Genomic DNA, 14,535 nt, shown 5'->3' with positions numbered 1-14,535 from the left:
GACCGACCCTAACGGCGCACGAAGCGCCCGGCCGCCCGGCCGTGGATCTGCCCGTCGATCACGAACGGCGCCAGCAGCCCGGGCGTGACGTCGTCGACGAGCTCGAGCGCCCGGCCGGCGCCGACGTCGAGCACCTCGTAGCGCCCGCGCCCGGCCGCGGTGACGGCGTGCAGCGTGACCAGCCCCGCACGTCGCTGGGTGAACGACTGCGTGAGCCGCCAGCCGATCACCCCGCCGCGGCGCAGCACCACGGTGCGGCGCACCCAGGAGCCGTGCCGGGTGACCAGGTGCTCGCCGGTCAGCGCGTGCCCGAGCGAGCGCACGCGGTCCAGCGCGAACAGCAGGGCCACGACCAGCAGGGCCGGGACGACGATCCCGTCGGCCGGGGCCTGGGGCAGCGCGAGCAGCACGGCGGCGACGACGAGCGCGGGACCGACGCCGCGCGTCAGCCGCCGCACCACCGCGGCGCGCGGGTGGCGCTCCAGGGGCGTGCGCGTCGCCTGCTGCGCGCCGACGCCGAGCACGCCCGCCGCCACGCGGTGCGCCTCGCGCCGCGGCATCGCGGGCCCGACGCCGCCGACGTGCTCGCCCGACCCGTCGGCGCGCAGCCCGGTGGTCAGCGCGAGCGGGCGCGCGCCGCGGCCGAGGCGCACGAGCAGGGGCTCGTCGAGCTCGACACCGCGGATGCGGCGCCCCTCGAGCGAGAGCGTGCGGCGGGTCAGCAGGCCGCGGCGCAGCACCAGCCCGCCGTCGTCGGCGCGGGTGAGCCGGTAGCCCCACCAGTTCTCGACGAACACCACGGCCGCCCCGAACACCGCGGTGACGACGAGCGCCGCCGCCCCGAGCCACACCGGTGCGCGGCCCGCGGTCTGCTCGAGCACCACCGCGCCGGGGCGGACCGAGAACTCGTCGGCCAGCCGGATGAGCCCCACCCAGACCGCGCCGACGACGGCGAGCGCCGAGAACGTCAGGGGGGCGAAGCGGACCCAGCTCCAGCGCAGGCGGGCGAGCACCGGGGGCGCGTTCGCGGCCGGGTCGGGCTCGCCGAGGAGCAGGGCGCGCAGCCGCTCGGCCTCGCCGCGGCGCACGGCGTCGAGGGTCAGCTCGGCGTCCTCGCCGCCTTCGCGGCGTCCCGTCCCGACGCGCACGACGGCCAGGCCGAACAGGCGGTGCGCCGGGTTGGCGGTGAGGTCGGCGGTGCGGATGCGGTCGCGGTGCACGCTGCGGTGGTGGCGGCGCAGCAGGCCGTGGCGCAGCTCGACGCGGTCGTCGCCGATCCGGTAGCTGGTGGTGAACCAGCGCGACACCCCGTACACGAGCACCGCGACCGCCAGCAGCACCCCGCCGCCGAGGCGCCAACGGTCGTCGCTGGACCCGCCCGTGATCGCGATGATCAGCAGTACCGGCACCAGCTTGATCAGGTCCACCGCGGGGTGGACGACGAGCATCCGACGGTCGAGGCGCTGCCACTCCGACGCGGCCGGCGCGCTCACGTCGCGTCCCCGCCCGCGTGCTCGGTCGCGCGGGTGAGCCGGTCGGCGAGGGTGAGGGCGTCGTCGGCGTCCAGCCCGTCGATCGACAGCGCCCCGCTCGACGAGGCCGTCGTGACCGTCACCGACGACAGCCCGAGCAGGCGCTGCAGCGGGCCGCGGTCGGTGTCGACGGTCTGGACGCGCGTGATCGGCGCGATCCGCCACTCCAGGCGCAGCCAGCCGGTCAGGGTGTGCACGGCGTCGTCGGTGATCTCCCAGCGGTGCAGCGCGTAGCGCATCCGCGGCACGACCAGCAGGTGCGTGAGCCCGACGAGGACGGTGAGCGCGCCCGTGAGCAGCATGAGGTCGCCGTACGCGGGCAGGAAGAGCGCGACGGCGACCTGCGGTACGAGCACCGCGAGCGTGCCCAGCCCGGAGCGCAACGCCCACCAGAGCCGGGCACGCGGGCTGACGCGGTGCTCCGGCGTCCGCAGCCGGGCACCGGTGCCCCCCTCCGGCGTCGTCACCGGTTCAGTCTGTCCGATCCCGGCGCCCCTCTGCGCGGTCGTGACGGCCGGCGCGTGGTGATCGAAGTACCGATACGGACGCTGAGTGTCTGCAACGGCACTTCGCTGACACGACTAGGACGACTACGAGGCCGAGGTCCCCAGCTCCTTCTTCAGCACCTTGCCGGTGTTGTTGCGGGGCAGCTCGTCGAGGAACTCCACGTCGCGGGGCGCGGCGAAGCGGGCGAGGTGGTTCTTGACGTGGTCGCGCACCCCGTCCGCGTCGACCTTCGCCCCGGACTCGAGCACGAGGTAGGCGGCCAGGCGCTGGCCGTACTCCTCGTCGTCGACGCCGACGACCGCGGCCTCCTTGACCCCGTCCATGTCGGCGAGCAGGCCCTCGACCTCGCCGGCGTGGATGTTCTCGCCGCCCGAGACGATCATGTCGTCGGCGCGGCCGGAGATGAACAGCAGGCCGTCGCGGTCGTAGTGCCCGAGGTCGCCGGTGCCGAGCATGTCGTCGACGACCTCGGTCTCGCCGCGCCCGCCGGTGTAGCCGGTGAAGAGCATGTCGTTGCCGACGAAGATGCGCCCGGTCTCGCCGGTCGGGAGCTCGCGGTCGTCGTCGCCGAGGATCTTCACGGTGGTGCCGACCGGCGGGCGGCCCGCGGTGCCGGGCTGCGACCGCAGCTCCTCGGGCTTGGCGATCGACGCCCAGGACACCTCGGTGGAGCCGTAGAGCATGTAGAGCTTGTCGCCGAACGTCTCGAGGAACTCGGTGACCTTCGCCGGCGGCATCGTCGAGCCGGTGGCGGTGACGGTCACCAGGGCCGAGGTGTCGTAGCGCGCCTTGACGTCGTCGTCGAGCTCGAGCATGCGCTGCAGCATCACCGGCACCGCGAACATCGCGGTGCACCGGTGCTGCGCGAGCTGGGCCAGCGCGTCCTCGGGGTCGAACTTGCGGCGCAGGATCAGCGTCGAGCCCATGAGCGCGCCGATCTGGAAGGCCGCGAAGCCCCACGTGTGGAACAGCGGCGCGGACACCAGCGCCGGCTCCTGGGCGGTCAGGGGGATGCGCGAGAGGATCGCGTTGACCACCCCGATGCCGTTCGGCGACGGGCGCTCGGCGCCCTTCGGGGTGCCGGTGGTGCCCGAGGTCAGCACGATCGTCTTGCCCACCGGCGGCTTGGTCGGCAGCGGCTTGGATCCGTCGGCGCCGATGAGGCCCTCGAGGGTGTCGTCGCCCCAGCAGCCGGTGCCCTCGGTCCAGGCGTGGATCCGCTTGACGTCCTCGGGGACCTGCTCGAGGCGGTCGTCGAGGTCGGAGTCGACGACGATCGTCGTGATCTCCTGCTCCTCGGCCACGGCCTTCATCTGCGCGGGCGAGAGGCCGGTGTTGAGCAGGACGACGTCGGCGCCGACCTTGCTCACCGCGAGGATCGTCTCGATCGGCCCGCGGTGGTTGCGGCAGAGCACGGCGACACGGCTGCCCGGCCCGACGCGGCGGTCGGCGAGGGCGCGGGCGAGCCGGTCGGTGCGGTCGTGGATCTCGCGGAAGGTGACGGTGCCGCGGTCGTCGACGATCGCGACGCGGTCCGGGTGGCGCCAGCGCCCGACGACGAACGCGGTGGTCGGGGTGAACCCGTAGCGGTAGAGCGCGGTCGGGAACAGCGCCGCGCGATGGGGGGCGACGGGGGCGATGACGCCCGCTCCGGTCAGCAGCCGCAGCCCGGTCGCGAGCTCGGTGGGGGTGCCGAACGGGGTCTTCACCAGTGCACTCCAGGGAGAAGTCGGGCCATGGCCTGGGCGCCGCGCGAGAGCGGGCCCGTGTCGAGGGTGCGGGCGTCGTCGTGCCTGTCGATGTCACTACCCTCACGCGCCGCCGCCGACTCGGGGAACACGCGGTAGGCGATGTGCATGACACCGTCCTTGATCCGCGGCGTCAGCGCGCCCGCCACCGCGCCGAGGGTGCCCAGCGCCGTGCCGACGTGCTTGGGACGGTCGACCAGCGCGCGCATGACCTTGTCCGCCGCCTCCTCGGGGGAGTCGGTGGGGAAGGCGTCGTAGATCCGGGTCGGCGCGATCATCGGGGTGCGCACGAGCGGCATGTGCACCGTCGTGAACGTGACGCCCTCGCCGAGCACCTCGGTGGCGACGATCGAGGCCCACGCGTCCAGCGCGGCCTTGCTCGCCACGTACGCCGAGAACCGCGGCGGGCCCGTCTGCACACCGATGGAGGAGATGTCCACGATGTGCCCGAACCGGCGCTCGAGCATGTGCGGCAGCAGCGCGAGCGTCAGCCGGACCGCGCCGAAGTAGTTGATCGCCATCGTGCGCTCGAAGTCGTGGAAGCGCTCCAGCTCGAGGCGCACCCCGCGGCGGATCGAGCGCCCGGCGTTGTTCACGAGCATGTCGATGCCGGTGTCGGGGCCGGCGTGGTCGTTGATCATCGTCTTGACCAGCGCCTGCACCGACTCGCCGTCGGTGATGTCGCACGAGTAGACCCAGGCCTGGCCGCCGTCGCGCTCGATCTCGGCCTTGACCTCCTCGAGCTCCTCGGTGCGCCGCGCCACGAGCAGCGGCACACCGCCGGAGCGGGCGACCTTGAACGCGGTCTCCCGGCCGATGCCCGACGACGCGCCCGTGATCACGACCCGGCGGCCCTGCAGCGGGCCGCCGGGCCGTGGGCGCCGGTGACGATTGGGGTCGAGGTGCTCGCGCCACCACTCGACGAGGACGGGCGCGTAGTCGCCGAACTCGGGGCTCGCGATGCCGGACCCGGCGAGCGCCGCGGCCGTCTTCTCGGCGGTGAAGCGCGTCGGGAAGGTGAGGTGGGGGAGCACCTCGGGCGGGATGTCGAGCTCGGCGAGGACGATGTCGCGGGCCGCGGCCAGCGCGGGGACGGTCGACGCGGCGCCGGCGGCCTTCTGCAGGAGGTCCCCGACCGCGTCCGGGATCGTGGCCTGCACCTTCGGGGCGCCGAGCGGGCCCGCGAGGGCGTTGTAGACCTCGGAGACCGGCTGCGGGCGCGGGTGCACCAGGTGGAACGCGCGGCCGTCGAGACCGGGCTGGTGCGCGAGGTGGACCATCGCGTCGGCGACGAAGTCGACCGGGACGACGTTGGTGGCGCCGAGCTCGGGGATGGCGAAGCGCAGGGCGGCGGGCAGGCGCCCGAGCAGCGAGATGGCGGTGAGCAGGTAGTACGGCCCGTCGATCTTGTCCATCTCGCCGGTCTGCGAGTCGCCGACGACGACGGCGGGGCGGTAGACGCGCCAGGGGGTGGTCGACTCCTCGCGGACGATCCGCTCGGCCTCGTACTTGGTGCGGTGGTACGGGTTGCCGAAGCGCTGCCCGACGTCGAGGTCGTCCTCGGTGAACGTGCCCTCGTACTCGCCGGCGACGGCGACCGAGGAGACGTGGTGGACGCAGCCGGCGTCGATCTTCGCGGCCAGTTCGACCACGCCGCGCGTGCCGTCGACGTTCGCTGCGTGGTTGGTGTCGTCGTCGGCGGTGATGTCGTAGATGGCGCCGAGGTGCAGGACGTGGTCGACGCGCCCGGCGAGCCCGTCGATCTCCGCGTCGTGCAGGCCCAGCCGTGGCGCGGTCAGGTCGCCGACGACCGGCACGATCTTCTCGTGGCCCTCGACGTCGGCGAACCGGCGCAGCAGCCGGTCGCGTGAGCCCTCCCGGACCAACGCGTACACCGCATCGCAGTCGTCCCGTGCGAGCAGACGGGCGAGGACCATCCGCCCGAGAAACCCGGTACCGCCGGTCACCAGATACCGCATGGCGGAGGATCGTGGCACAGCCCACCGAGGACCGCCACGCATCGGGTTACCGGCGGGTCACCTTGTCCTCACCGCTCGGGGTCGGTCATCTCGTCGACGTGCTCCTCGACGTCGTCCCCGGCCGCCTTGACCTTGTCGGTGGTCTTCTGCTCGCTGGGCTTCTCCGGGTCGAGACCCTCGACGAGCGCCTCCTCGTCGTTCTGCTCGGCGACGTAGCGCTGCTCGATGTCCGCCGCCTCGTTGCGCTGCTCGCTCATGGCGCTCGACGGTAGGTCTCCGGCTCGCGGGGCGCAGAGGCGGGCGTGTGCTTTGTCAGCCTGGGGGCCACGCTGGCGTTGGACCTCAGGAAATCCACATCCTCGAGCGCGGGGTCGGGTAGGAGGACGGCATGGCCGACGACGTGTGGGACCTCCCGCCCGAGCAGCAGCGCGCGCTGCGCCGGGCGGACGGGTCGGGGTTCCGGGCGCCGATGCTGGCGACGCTGTCGAAGGAGCACCCGCCAGGCGCCGGGTGGGTGTTCGAGCGCAAGCTCGACGGCGTGCGGGTCATCGCCACCCGCGACAAGGGCGGGACCCCGCGGCTGTGGTCGCGCAACCAGAAGTCGATGGACGGCAGCTACCCCGAGATCGTGGAGGCGCTCGCCGAGCAGGGCCCGGACCGGTTCGTCCTCGACGGGGAGATCACCGCGACCGACGGGACCTTCTCCAGCCTCCAGGCGCGCATGCACCTCCAGGACCCCAACCGGGCCCGGCGGACCGGCGTCGAGGTCGAGGCGCACCTGTTCGACGTGCTGGTGCTCGACGACGTCGACGTGACCCGGCTGCCGCAGTCGACCCGGCACCGGATCCTCGACGCGGTCGTCGCGTTCCGGAAGCCGCTGTACCGCAGCCCGGCGCTGGAAGGGGACCCGAGCGAGCTGCTCGCCGAGGCCTGCGGCGACGGCTGGGAAGGGCTGATCGCCAAGCGCAGCGACGCCCCCTACGTCCTCGGCGGGCGCAGCCGCGACTGGCTCAAGCTCAAGTGCGTCCGCGACCAGGAGTTCGTCATCGGCGGCTGGACCGACCCGAGCGGGTCGCGGCGCGGGCTCGGGGCGCTCTTGGTGGGCTACTACGACACGGCCCGGCAGCTGCGCTACGCCGGCAAGGTCGGCACCGGCTACGACGCCGCGACGCTCGCGATGCTGCGGGACCGGCTCGACGACCTCGCGGCCGACGAGGCCCCGTTCGTCGACGCCGTGCGGGAGAAGGGCCAGCACTGGGTGCGCCCGGAGCTGGTGTGCGCGGTGGGGTTCAGCGAGTGGACCGGTGACGGCCGGCTGCGCCACCCCCGCTACCAGGGGCTGCGCATCGACAAGGACCCGGCCGACGTCGTGCGGGAGCAGTGAACGACTTCCTGGGTCGCTGGTCGGCGGCGCACGGGGGGATCGAGCCGCGGGGGCTGGTGCTGGGCTGGCTGCGCCTGGTGGCGGTGGTGGCGCGGCCGTTCGCCCGCCGTGGCGTGCCGCCGACGGCGCTGACCGTCGCGTCGCTGCTGTGCGGTGCCGCGGTGCCGGTGGCGGCGCTGTTCGGACGCTGGTGGTTCCTGCTCGGCGCCGCGCTCGCGGTGGTGTGCGCGCTGCTCGACGGTCTCGACGGCGCGGTCGCCCGGCTCACCGACACCGCCACGGCGTGGGGTCGCGTGCTCGACCCGCTGGTCGACCGGATCGGTGACGTGGCGTTCCTCGTGGCCCTGGTGCTGGCCGGGGCGCCGGGATGGCTCGCGGTCGGCGTCGGCGTGCTCACGCTGCTCCAGGAGTCGGTGCGCGCGTCGGCACGCCTGCCCGACGTCGGCGTGGTCAGCGTGTGGGAGCGGCCCTCGCGGGTGATCGCGACGTCGCTGGGCCTGCTCGGCGCCGCCGTGAGCCCGACGGTGCCGGCGGCGGCGATCGCGATGGTGCTCGCCGCGGTCCTCGCGGTCGTCGGCTTCACCCAGGTCCTGGTGACGGTCTACCGCCGCCTCCGTACGTGAGCGAACTTTGGTGCTATAGCCCCGAAGTTCGCTCACGTACGAGGCGCGCGGTGATCTCCGCGGACAGGGTGACGAGGGGGAGGCCGCCGCCGGGGTGGGCGGAGCCGCCGACGAGGTAGAGGCCGTCGACGGGGGAGCGGTTGGCGGGACGCAGGAACGCCGCGAGCGCGCCGTCGGACGACGTCCCGTAGATCGCGCCGCCGGAGGAGAGGGTCTCGCGCTCGAGGTCGGCGGGGGTGCGGACCGTGCAGCTGCGGATGCGGTGGCGCACGTCGAGCCCGCGCCGCGCCATCACCTCGAGGACCCGGTCGGCGTAGCGCGCCGCGAGCCCGGGCGCGTCCCAGTCGACGCCCCGGCCGGGTGCGTGGCGGGGCGCGGTGACCAGCACGAACCACGCCTCGGCGTCGTCGTCGGGGCGCAGCGCGGGGTCGTCGGGCGCGTGCACGTAGACCGCGGGCGCCGACGCCGGGGACGCACCCCGGTACGCGTCGAACTCGGCGTCGTACGCCGCCCGCGTCGGGGAGAACAAGACCCGGTGGTGCGGGCTCGACGGGTCGCGCCCGGCGAGCCCGAGCAGCAGCACGAACCCCGAGGACGACGGCGTCGTGCGCGCCAGGCGCCGGGCCGACGGGCGGTGCGGCAGCAGCCCGCCGGGGCCGTACACGGTGGCCGCGTCGGCGTTGGCGACGACGATGTCGGCGCCCAGCCGCTCCCCGGACGCGAGGCGCACCCCCGACGCCCGCCCGCCGTCGGTCTCGATCCCGACGACGCGCTCGCCGGTGCGCAGCGCCACCCCGAGCGCCCGACAGCGATCGGCCACGGCGTCGGCGAGCCGCCGCAGGCCCCCGCGGACGTACCAGGACCCGAACTGCTGCTCGACGTACGGCACGACCGCCAGCGCGGCCGGCGCCCGGCGCGGGTCGGAGCCCGAGTACGTCGCGTACCGGTCGAGCAGCATCCCGAGGCGCTCGTCGCGCAGGTGCCGCGCGCCGACGCCGCGCAGGCTGCGCCACGGGGCGACGGTCACGAGGTCGCGCACCCGCAACGACAGCCGCGCGAGCGCCGCGGGGGAGACCGGACGCTCGAGGAACGGCTCGTGCGTCACCTCCCAGAGCCGCTCGGCGTGGCGCAGGAACGACGACCACTGCGCGCCGGCCCCGTCGCCGAGCGCGGCGTCGAGGGCCGGACCGATCTCGTCCCGACGTCCGGGGAGATCCAGCTCGGTCCCGTCGCCGAAGCGGTAGCGGGCCGCGACGTCGAGGGGCTGCAGATCGAGGACGTCGTGCAGCGTCGCCCCGGTGTCGGCGAACAGGTGCTCGAACACCGCGGGCATCGTGACCAGCGAGGGCCCGGTGTCGAAGCGGAACCCGTCGACCTCGACCGTGCCGAGCTTGCCGCCGACCCGCGCGGACGCCTCGAGGACGGTCACCCGGTGCCCGCCCGCGGCGAGGCGGGCCGCGACGGCCAGCCCGCCGAGGCCGGCGCCCACGACGACGGTCCCGGTCACGCGGCGGCGTCGACGGGTTCGACGGGCCGGCCCCGCCACCGCAGCGTCCCGGCGCGGCGGCGACGGAAGGAGTCGACGGTCAGCGCGCCGACCGCGAGCACCGACACCGGCTGCGCGAGCGCGTCGCCGACCCGGGCGCCGGTGCGCCGCGCGGCCAGCGCCCGGCTCGCCACGCCCGCGAGGTAGCCGGCCAGCCCGACCCGCGAGCCGCGCAGGGCCGCGAGCGCGGGCACGACGTGGGCGAGCAGGAGCAGACCGAGGACCCCCGCCGCGTTCCCCGGCGACCCGAACGCCGCCCACAGCGACTTGGCGTACCCCTCGCGCACCTCCGCCGCGCCGCGGTACATCCGGCACGACGCGACCGCCGTGCCGTCGGCGACCACCCCGTGCCCGCCCGCGCGCTTCACCGCCCGCAGCAGGGCGATGTCGTCGAGCACGTCGCGCGGCGGGTGGCCGCCGGCGGTCCGGTAGGCGTGCGCGTCGACGGCGAGCAGCTGCCCGTTGGCCGCCGTCAGGGACGGCCGCGGCGAGCGTTCGGCGACCCCCAGCGGCAGCGTCGAGAGCCACGACCAGGCCAGCAGCGGCTGCACCAGCCTCTCGGCGACGCCCTCGGCGTGCTGGCGCGGGTGCGGGCAGACGAGGTCGAGCCCGGAGCGGCGCAGCAGGTCGACCGTCGCCGCGAGGCCGTGCGGGGCGACGACGACGTCGGCGTCGACGAAGACGAGCACGTCGGCGTCGGTGGCGCGGGCGAGCTGGCGGCAGGCCCAGGGCTTGGCCAGCCACCCGGGCGGCGGAAGGACGCCGTCGAGCACGCGCACGCCGGCCTCGCGGGCCCGGGCGGCCGTGGCGTCGCGAGACCCGTCGTCGAGCACGAGGATCTCGGCCGGCACCGGCCACCCGTCGACGGCGGCGCGCAGCGCGCCCACGCAGTCGGCGATCCGGGAGGCCTCGTCGCGGGCGGGCACCAGCACCGCCACCCGCTCCCGCGGCGGTGCCGCACGCGGGTCGGGGACGCGCAGGCGCCGCAGGTTGTCGACGGTGAGGCCGAGCGACGCGCAGGCCAACGCGGTGCCGGCGGCGACCAGGGCCCTCACGGCCGGCGCCGGACCCGCGGGCGCAGGTCCGGTCCGTGGCGGCGCAGCACGACGATCAGGGGGACGCCGACGAGGCCCATGAGCACGCCGCCGACCAGCGCCACCGAGGGCCGCCCGAAGAACACGGCGGCGGCCATCGTCGAGGACAGGAACGTCCAGAGCCACATCACGAGCGGCAGCGCGTCGTCGACGAGGGGGCGCTCGGGCAGGAGCCGGTCCAGGACGCCGATCATCACGACGGCGACGAGCAGCCAGCCGGCGAAGTTCGACACCGGGATGCCCGGCACCCCGGGGAGGGCGGGGGTGGGGTCGAGCCACGACCAGTGCCCCGCCTCGACCATCTGCGGGTCCAGGAAGACGTCCCACGTCGCGAGCGCCCAGGCGCCGAGAAGGGTCGCCGTGACGTGCCCCCAGCGCAGCGGGAGCGCGCGGCCGAGGCGACGCCCGACGAGCAGCGCCGGGTAGGCCATCATCGTCCAGGCCACGGGCACCACCAGCGGCACGCCGAGCACCGCGGCGCCGAGCGAGCCGGAGTAGCGGTACTCGCCGAACGGCAGGCCGGTCGCGAGCCCGACGGCCTCCACGAGCAGCCCCCCGCCCCCGGCGACGACGACCAGGCCGGCCGCGGCCGCCGGGCCCCGCGTGAGCAGCGCGTGGGTCACCGACGCCAGCGCGAACAGCACGACCGACGCGACCGTCATCGCCGGCGTCCCGCCCCCGGTCAGCGGGAAGGCGATCTGGACGCCGATCACCCCGGCGCCGAGCAGCCAGGGCACGATCTCCGCGGCCTGCCCCGTGTGGCGCTGGGGCGTGCGTGGGGCCGTGAGCGTCGCCTGGTTCACCGGGCCGCCCCGGCCAGCTCCCAGGCCTGCCGCGTCTCGTGCCGGAGGCGACGGTCCAGGGCGTCGGTCGCCGCCCAGCCCACGAGCAGCAGCACGTGCAGCACGAACAGCCACAGCGCGACGGCCACGGTCGCGCCCACGACGTCCAGGCCGCCGAACGGGATGCCGAGGTCGATGGGCAGCGCGAGGAACAGCAGGAACCCCTGCAGGAAGCCGGCGAGCACCGCCGACGTCCCGAACGCCCCGACCAGCGTCGCGACCCACCCCGGCCCGCCCGGCGCGACGACGCGGAACCCCCACGCCAGCACCGCGCCGATCGCGAACCACGACAGGTGGAAGGCGACGACGACCTGGCCGGCGGTGCCCGCGAGCCCGCCGGTCGCGGCGAGGTCGGCGAGCCACGGCGCGGCGGCGAACACGCCGAGCGCGAGGACCGGGACGGCGAGCACCAGCGGCAGCAGCGCCAGCCGGGCGCGCCAGCCGGTGAAGCGGTCGCGACGGGGCGACAGGCGCAGGCACGCGCGCCGCAGGCCCTCGCCGTAGAACGTGGCGGGGAAGATCGTGACGAGCGCGCCCCAGGGGCCGAGGTCGAGCCCGGCGCGCACGAGCGTGTCGTACACCGGCCGCGCTCCCATCTCGGGCGGCACGAGCAGGCGCAGGTCGGCGAGGTGGGCGGCGACGGTCTCCGGAGAGCCGATCAGCGCCGCGCCCCACACCGCCAGCAGCAGCCACGGCACGACGCCCAGGCCGGCGAAGTAGGTCAGCCCGGCCGCGACGGCGGCGAGGTCCCGGCCCCGCAGGGTCGACGCCACGTCCCGGGCGAGGGCCACGGGCACGCGGGTCAGGCAGGCTCCGGGCACCGGCCGGGCGTACCCGGGCCCGGGCGCCCACAACCGGTCCCGGCGGGCGTCACAGCGGGTGCCCCACGTGAGCGAACTTCGGGGCTATAGCACCAAAGTTCGCTCACATGCGTTCGAAGTATCGCCGGCGCACCGATGAGTCCTGCAGTCGTACCGAGTCACCACCGAGGACAGGGCGGGGAAGAGACCCCGCCCGCTCCCGGAGGAGGACGGGTCATGACCCCGCGACAGCGCACCACGGTGCTCCTGCTCGTGTCGGTGACCTCGCTGATGTGCGCGCTGGACACGCTCGTCGTGTCCACGGCGCTGACCACCATCCGCCACGACCTCGGTGCGGGGGTCGAGTCGCTCGAGTGGACGGTGAACGCCTACAACCTCACCCTCGCCGTGCTGCTCGTGCCCGCCGCCGCGCTCGGTTACCGCTTCGGGCGCCGGCGGGTCTTCACCGCGGGGCTCGTGCTGTTCGCCGCCGCGTCGGCGGGCTGCGCCCTCGCCCCCGACGTCGGCACGCTCGTCGTCGCGCGGGCCGTCCAGGGCGCCGGGGCCGCGGCGGCCACCGCGCTCGGGATGACGATCGTGGGCGCCGCCTACCCGCCCGAGCACCGCGGCCGCGCGCTCGGGGTGCTCCAGGGCGTGACGGGACTCGCGGTGCTGGCGGGCCCCGGGCTCGGCGGCGTGGTCACCGACCTCGTGGGCTGGGAGTTCGTGTTCTGGCTCAACGTGCCGATCGGGCTCGTCGTCGTGCCGCTCGTGCTCGCGGTCGTCCCGGAGTCGCGCGGCGGCGACGCGACCATGGACGCGCCCGGCGTGGTGCTGCTCGCGGGCGCCGCGCTCGGCGTCGTCTGGGCCCTGACCCGCGGCAACGCCGCGGGCTGGGCGTCCGGCGAGGTGCTGGCGGCGCTCGCCGGCGCGGTCGCGCTCGGGGCGGCCTTCGTCCTCCGTCAGCAGCGGGCCAGGACCCCGCTGCTGCCCGTCCGCCTCGTGCGTGCGCCCGGCTTCGTCGCCGGTAACCTCGCCACCGTCGGCCTGTTCGTGTCCGTGTTCGGCGGCCTGTTCTTCTTCAGTCAGCTGCTGTCGGTGGGCCTGGGCTTCTCGCCGTTGCAGACCGGTCTCGGGCTGATGGCGTGGACGTCGTCGCTGTTCGTGCTCGGGCCGGTCGGCGGGATGCTCGCCGACCGGATCGGCAACCGCCTGCCGCTCACCCTCGGCCTCGCCCTCACGGCGCTGGGGCTGGCGTGGGTGGCGGTCGCGGCGCCGGCCTTGTCCTACGGCGACCTCGTCCCCGGCTTCGTCGTGGCCAGCATCGGCGGTTCGCTCGCCATGCCGGCCGCCGCCAACGCGGTGCTCGGCGGGCTCGGGCCGGACGACGTCGGGAAGGCCGTGGGCGTCAACAGCACGCTGCGCGAGCTCGGCGGGGTCCTCGGGCTCGCCGTGCTCGTGGCGGTGTTCGCGCCGCGCGGCGGCTACGGGAGCCCCGCGGCGTTCCTCGCCGGGTTCGTGCCGGCGATGGGGGCCTGCGCGGCGATCGTCGCGACCGGCGCGGTGGCGGGTGCGTGCGTGCCCGCCCCGGCGGCGGTGGCTCAGGGGTGCCGGGCGTAGGCGTCGACGAGGCAGTACAGCCCGTAGGCGGCGAAGCCGACACCGGCGATGACCAGGACGCAGGTGCCGAGGGTGTGGTCGGCGAGGGCGCGCAGCGCCACGTCGAGGCCGCCCACCTCGTCCGGGTCGTCGTCGACGACCGCCTCGAGCGCGAGCACCCCGATCGCCCCAAAGACCACGGCGCGGGTCAGGTTGCCGATCCCGCCGAGGAAGCGGGCGACGTGGCGCAGGCGCGGGGTGAGCTTCTCGGGGACGAGGTCGCCGAGGAACGTCGCCGCGATGCCTGTGAACGCCGTCGACACCGCGGTGACGAGGACGACCACGGCGGCGAGCAGCACGAGCAGGCGCCCGCCGGGCAGCGCGAAGGTCTCGTGGGCGACGACCTGGAGCTCGGAGGCGTTCTCGCTGGGCGAGACGGTCACCCGCACGGCGAAGTAGGCGACCCCGCCGACGCCGAGGGCCTTGGCGAACGCCCCGATGCGCTTGCGCCACCGCAGGTTCGGCTCGTCGACCCAGCGGAAGCCGACCGCGCAGGCGCGCAGCTGCCACACCGCGAACGTCACCAGGCACACGGTCGCCAGCGCGAGCAGGAACCGTCCGACGAGACCGCCGTGCGCGACGATCGCGACCGCACCGCGCTGGTCGACCGGCGATCGCTCGCCCGACATCGCGATGGCGACCGCGAGCCAGCCCAGCAGCAGGTGGACGACGCCGTAGGCGCCGAGGCCGACGCGGCCGAGCACCTCCGACCAGTGGCCGGGGGCGTCGTGCTCGTCGCGGTGCCAGTCGGGGTCGGGAGCGCCGGGAAGGCCACGTGTCGCGTCGTCCCTGACCGGGGCGGTCCCCGGCAGCAGCCTCAC

At 75.3% G+C, this 14,535-nt stretch carries 13 protein-coding genes; 3 read left to right on the top strand and 10 right to left on the bottom strand.

Features of this window, described 5'->3' with window-relative positions:
- Positions 1-8: 8 nt before the first annotated feature.
- From ACR9E3_RS26195 to ACR9E3_RS26175, 5 genes are all read right to left on the bottom strand, one after another.
- Positions 9-1,493: a PH domain-containing protein gene (locus ACR9E3_RS26195; protein WP_460383674.1), complete on the bottom strand. Its 1,485-nt coding sequence runs from the start codon at positions 1,491-1,493 to the stop codon at positions 9-11.
- The gene (locus tag ACR9E3_RS26190; protein ID WP_460383672.1) at positions 1,490-1,999 is read right to left on the bottom strand and encodes a PH domain-containing protein; all 510 of its coding nucleotides are present in this window, start codon (positions 1,997-1,999) and stop codon (positions 1,490-1,492) included. Before ACR9E3_RS26190 ends, ACR9E3_RS26195 begins: the two co-directional genes overlap by 4 nt.
- A gap of 123 nt (positions 2,000-2,122) precedes the next feature.
- The gene (locus ACR9E3_RS26185; protein ID WP_460383671.1) at positions 2,123-3,748 is read right to left on the bottom strand and encodes an AMP-binding protein; all 1,626 of its coding nucleotides are present in this window, start codon (positions 3,746-3,748) and stop codon (positions 2,123-2,125) included.
- Positions 3,745-5,766 (bottom strand): SDR family oxidoreductase, encoded by a 2,022-nt coding sequence (locus tag ACR9E3_RS26180; protein WP_460383670.1) that lies wholly within the window; start codon positions 5,764-5,766, stop codon positions 3,745-3,747. The genes ACR9E3_RS26185 and ACR9E3_RS26180 overlap by 4 nt, the downstream gene beginning before the upstream one ends.
- 68 nt (positions 5,767-5,834) lie before the next feature.
- Positions 5,835-6,023 carry a hypothetical protein gene (locus ACR9E3_RS26175; protein ID WP_460383669.1) on the bottom strand — a complete coding sequence of 63 codons (189 nt, stop codon included), beginning with the start codon at positions 6,021-6,023 and terminating at the stop codon, positions 5,835-5,837.
- Between the two features lie 131 nt (positions 6,024-6,154).
- On the opposite strand from ACR9E3_RS26175, the gene ligD reads away from it, so the two are divergent.
- Positions 6,155-7,150 carry a non-homologous end-joining DNA ligase gene (ligD, locus tag ACR9E3_RS26170; RefSeq protein WP_460383667.1) on the top strand — a complete coding sequence of 332 codons (996 nt, stop codon included), beginning with the start codon at positions 6,155-6,157 and terminating at the stop codon, positions 7,148-7,150.
- Positions 7,147-7,773: a CDP-alcohol phosphatidyltransferase family protein gene (locus ACR9E3_RS26165; RefSeq protein WP_460383666.1), complete on the top strand. Its 627-nt coding sequence runs from the start codon at positions 7,147-7,149 to the stop codon at positions 7,771-7,773. Before ligD ends, ACR9E3_RS26165 begins: the two co-directional genes overlap by 4 nt.
- A gap of 13 nt (positions 7,774-7,786) precedes the next feature.
- Here the strand turns inward: ACR9E3_RS26165 and ACR9E3_RS26160 are convergent, their stop codons facing one another.
- From ACR9E3_RS26160 to ACR9E3_RS26145, 4 genes are read right to left on the bottom strand one after another with little or no spacing between them, the layout of a single operon-like run.
- The gene (locus ACR9E3_RS26160; RefSeq protein WP_460383665.1) at positions 7,787-9,280 is read right to left on the bottom strand and encodes a phytoene desaturase family protein; all 1,494 of its coding nucleotides are present in this window, start codon (positions 9,278-9,280) and stop codon (positions 7,787-7,789) included.
- Positions 9,277-10,374: a glycosyltransferase family 2 protein gene (locus ACR9E3_RS26155; protein ID WP_460383664.1), complete on the bottom strand. Its 1,098-nt coding sequence runs from the start codon at positions 10,372-10,374 to the stop codon at positions 9,277-9,279. Before ACR9E3_RS26155 ends, ACR9E3_RS26160 begins: the two co-directional genes overlap by 4 nt.
- Positions 10,371-11,216 (bottom strand): carotenoid biosynthesis protein, encoded by an 846-nt coding sequence (locus tag ACR9E3_RS26150; RefSeq protein ID WP_460383663.1) that lies wholly within the window; start codon positions 11,214-11,216, stop codon positions 10,371-10,373. The genes ACR9E3_RS26155 and ACR9E3_RS26150 overlap by 4 nt, the downstream gene beginning before the upstream one ends.
- On the bottom strand, positions 11,213-12,076 hold the full coding sequence (locus ACR9E3_RS26145; RefSeq protein ID WP_460383662.1) for a YhjD/YihY/BrkB family envelope integrity protein: 864 nt from the start codon (positions 12,074-12,076) through the stop codon (positions 11,213-11,215). The genes ACR9E3_RS26150 and ACR9E3_RS26145 overlap by 4 nt, the downstream gene beginning before the upstream one ends.
- 216 nt (positions 12,077-12,292) lie before the next feature.
- Here ACR9E3_RS26145 and ACR9E3_RS26140 point away from each other — a divergent pair, with 216 nt between their 5' ends.
- On the top strand, positions 12,293-13,675 hold the full coding sequence (locus ACR9E3_RS26140) for an MFS transporter (RefSeq protein WP_460383660.1): 1,383 nt from the start codon (positions 12,293-12,295) through the stop codon (positions 13,673-13,675).
- Here ACR9E3_RS26140 and ACR9E3_RS26135 read toward each other — a convergent pair.
- Positions 13,657-14,535: a DUF1206 domain-containing protein gene (locus ACR9E3_RS26135; protein WP_460383659.1), complete on the bottom strand. Its 879-nt coding sequence runs from the start codon at positions 14,533-14,535 to the stop codon at positions 13,657-13,659. The genes ACR9E3_RS26140 and ACR9E3_RS26135 overlap by 19 nt on opposite strands.

The sequence above is a fragment of the Actinomycetospora sp. C-140 genome (assembly GCF_054796175.1).
This window is presented reverse-complemented; position numbering and strand designations above follow the sequence as displayed.

Bases quoted from the DNA above. Each gene is read 5' to 3' on its own strand.
- ACR9E3_RS26140 (WP_460383660.1), top strand. From the start codon at position 12,293: ATGACCCCGCGACAGCGCACCACGGTGCTCCTGCTCGTGTCGGTGACC.
- ACR9E3_RS26175 (WP_460383669.1), bottom strand. From the start codon at position 6,023: ATGAGCGAGCAGCGCAACGAGGCGGCGGACATCGAGCAGCGCTACGTC.
- ligD (WP_460383667.1), top strand. From the start codon at position 6,155: ATGGCCGACGACGTGTGGGACCTCCCGCCCGAGCAGCAGCGCGCGCTG.
- ACR9E3_RS26180 (WP_460383670.1), bottom strand. From the start codon at position 5,766: ATGCGGTATCTGGTGACCGGCGGTACCGGGTTTCTCGGGCGGATGGTC.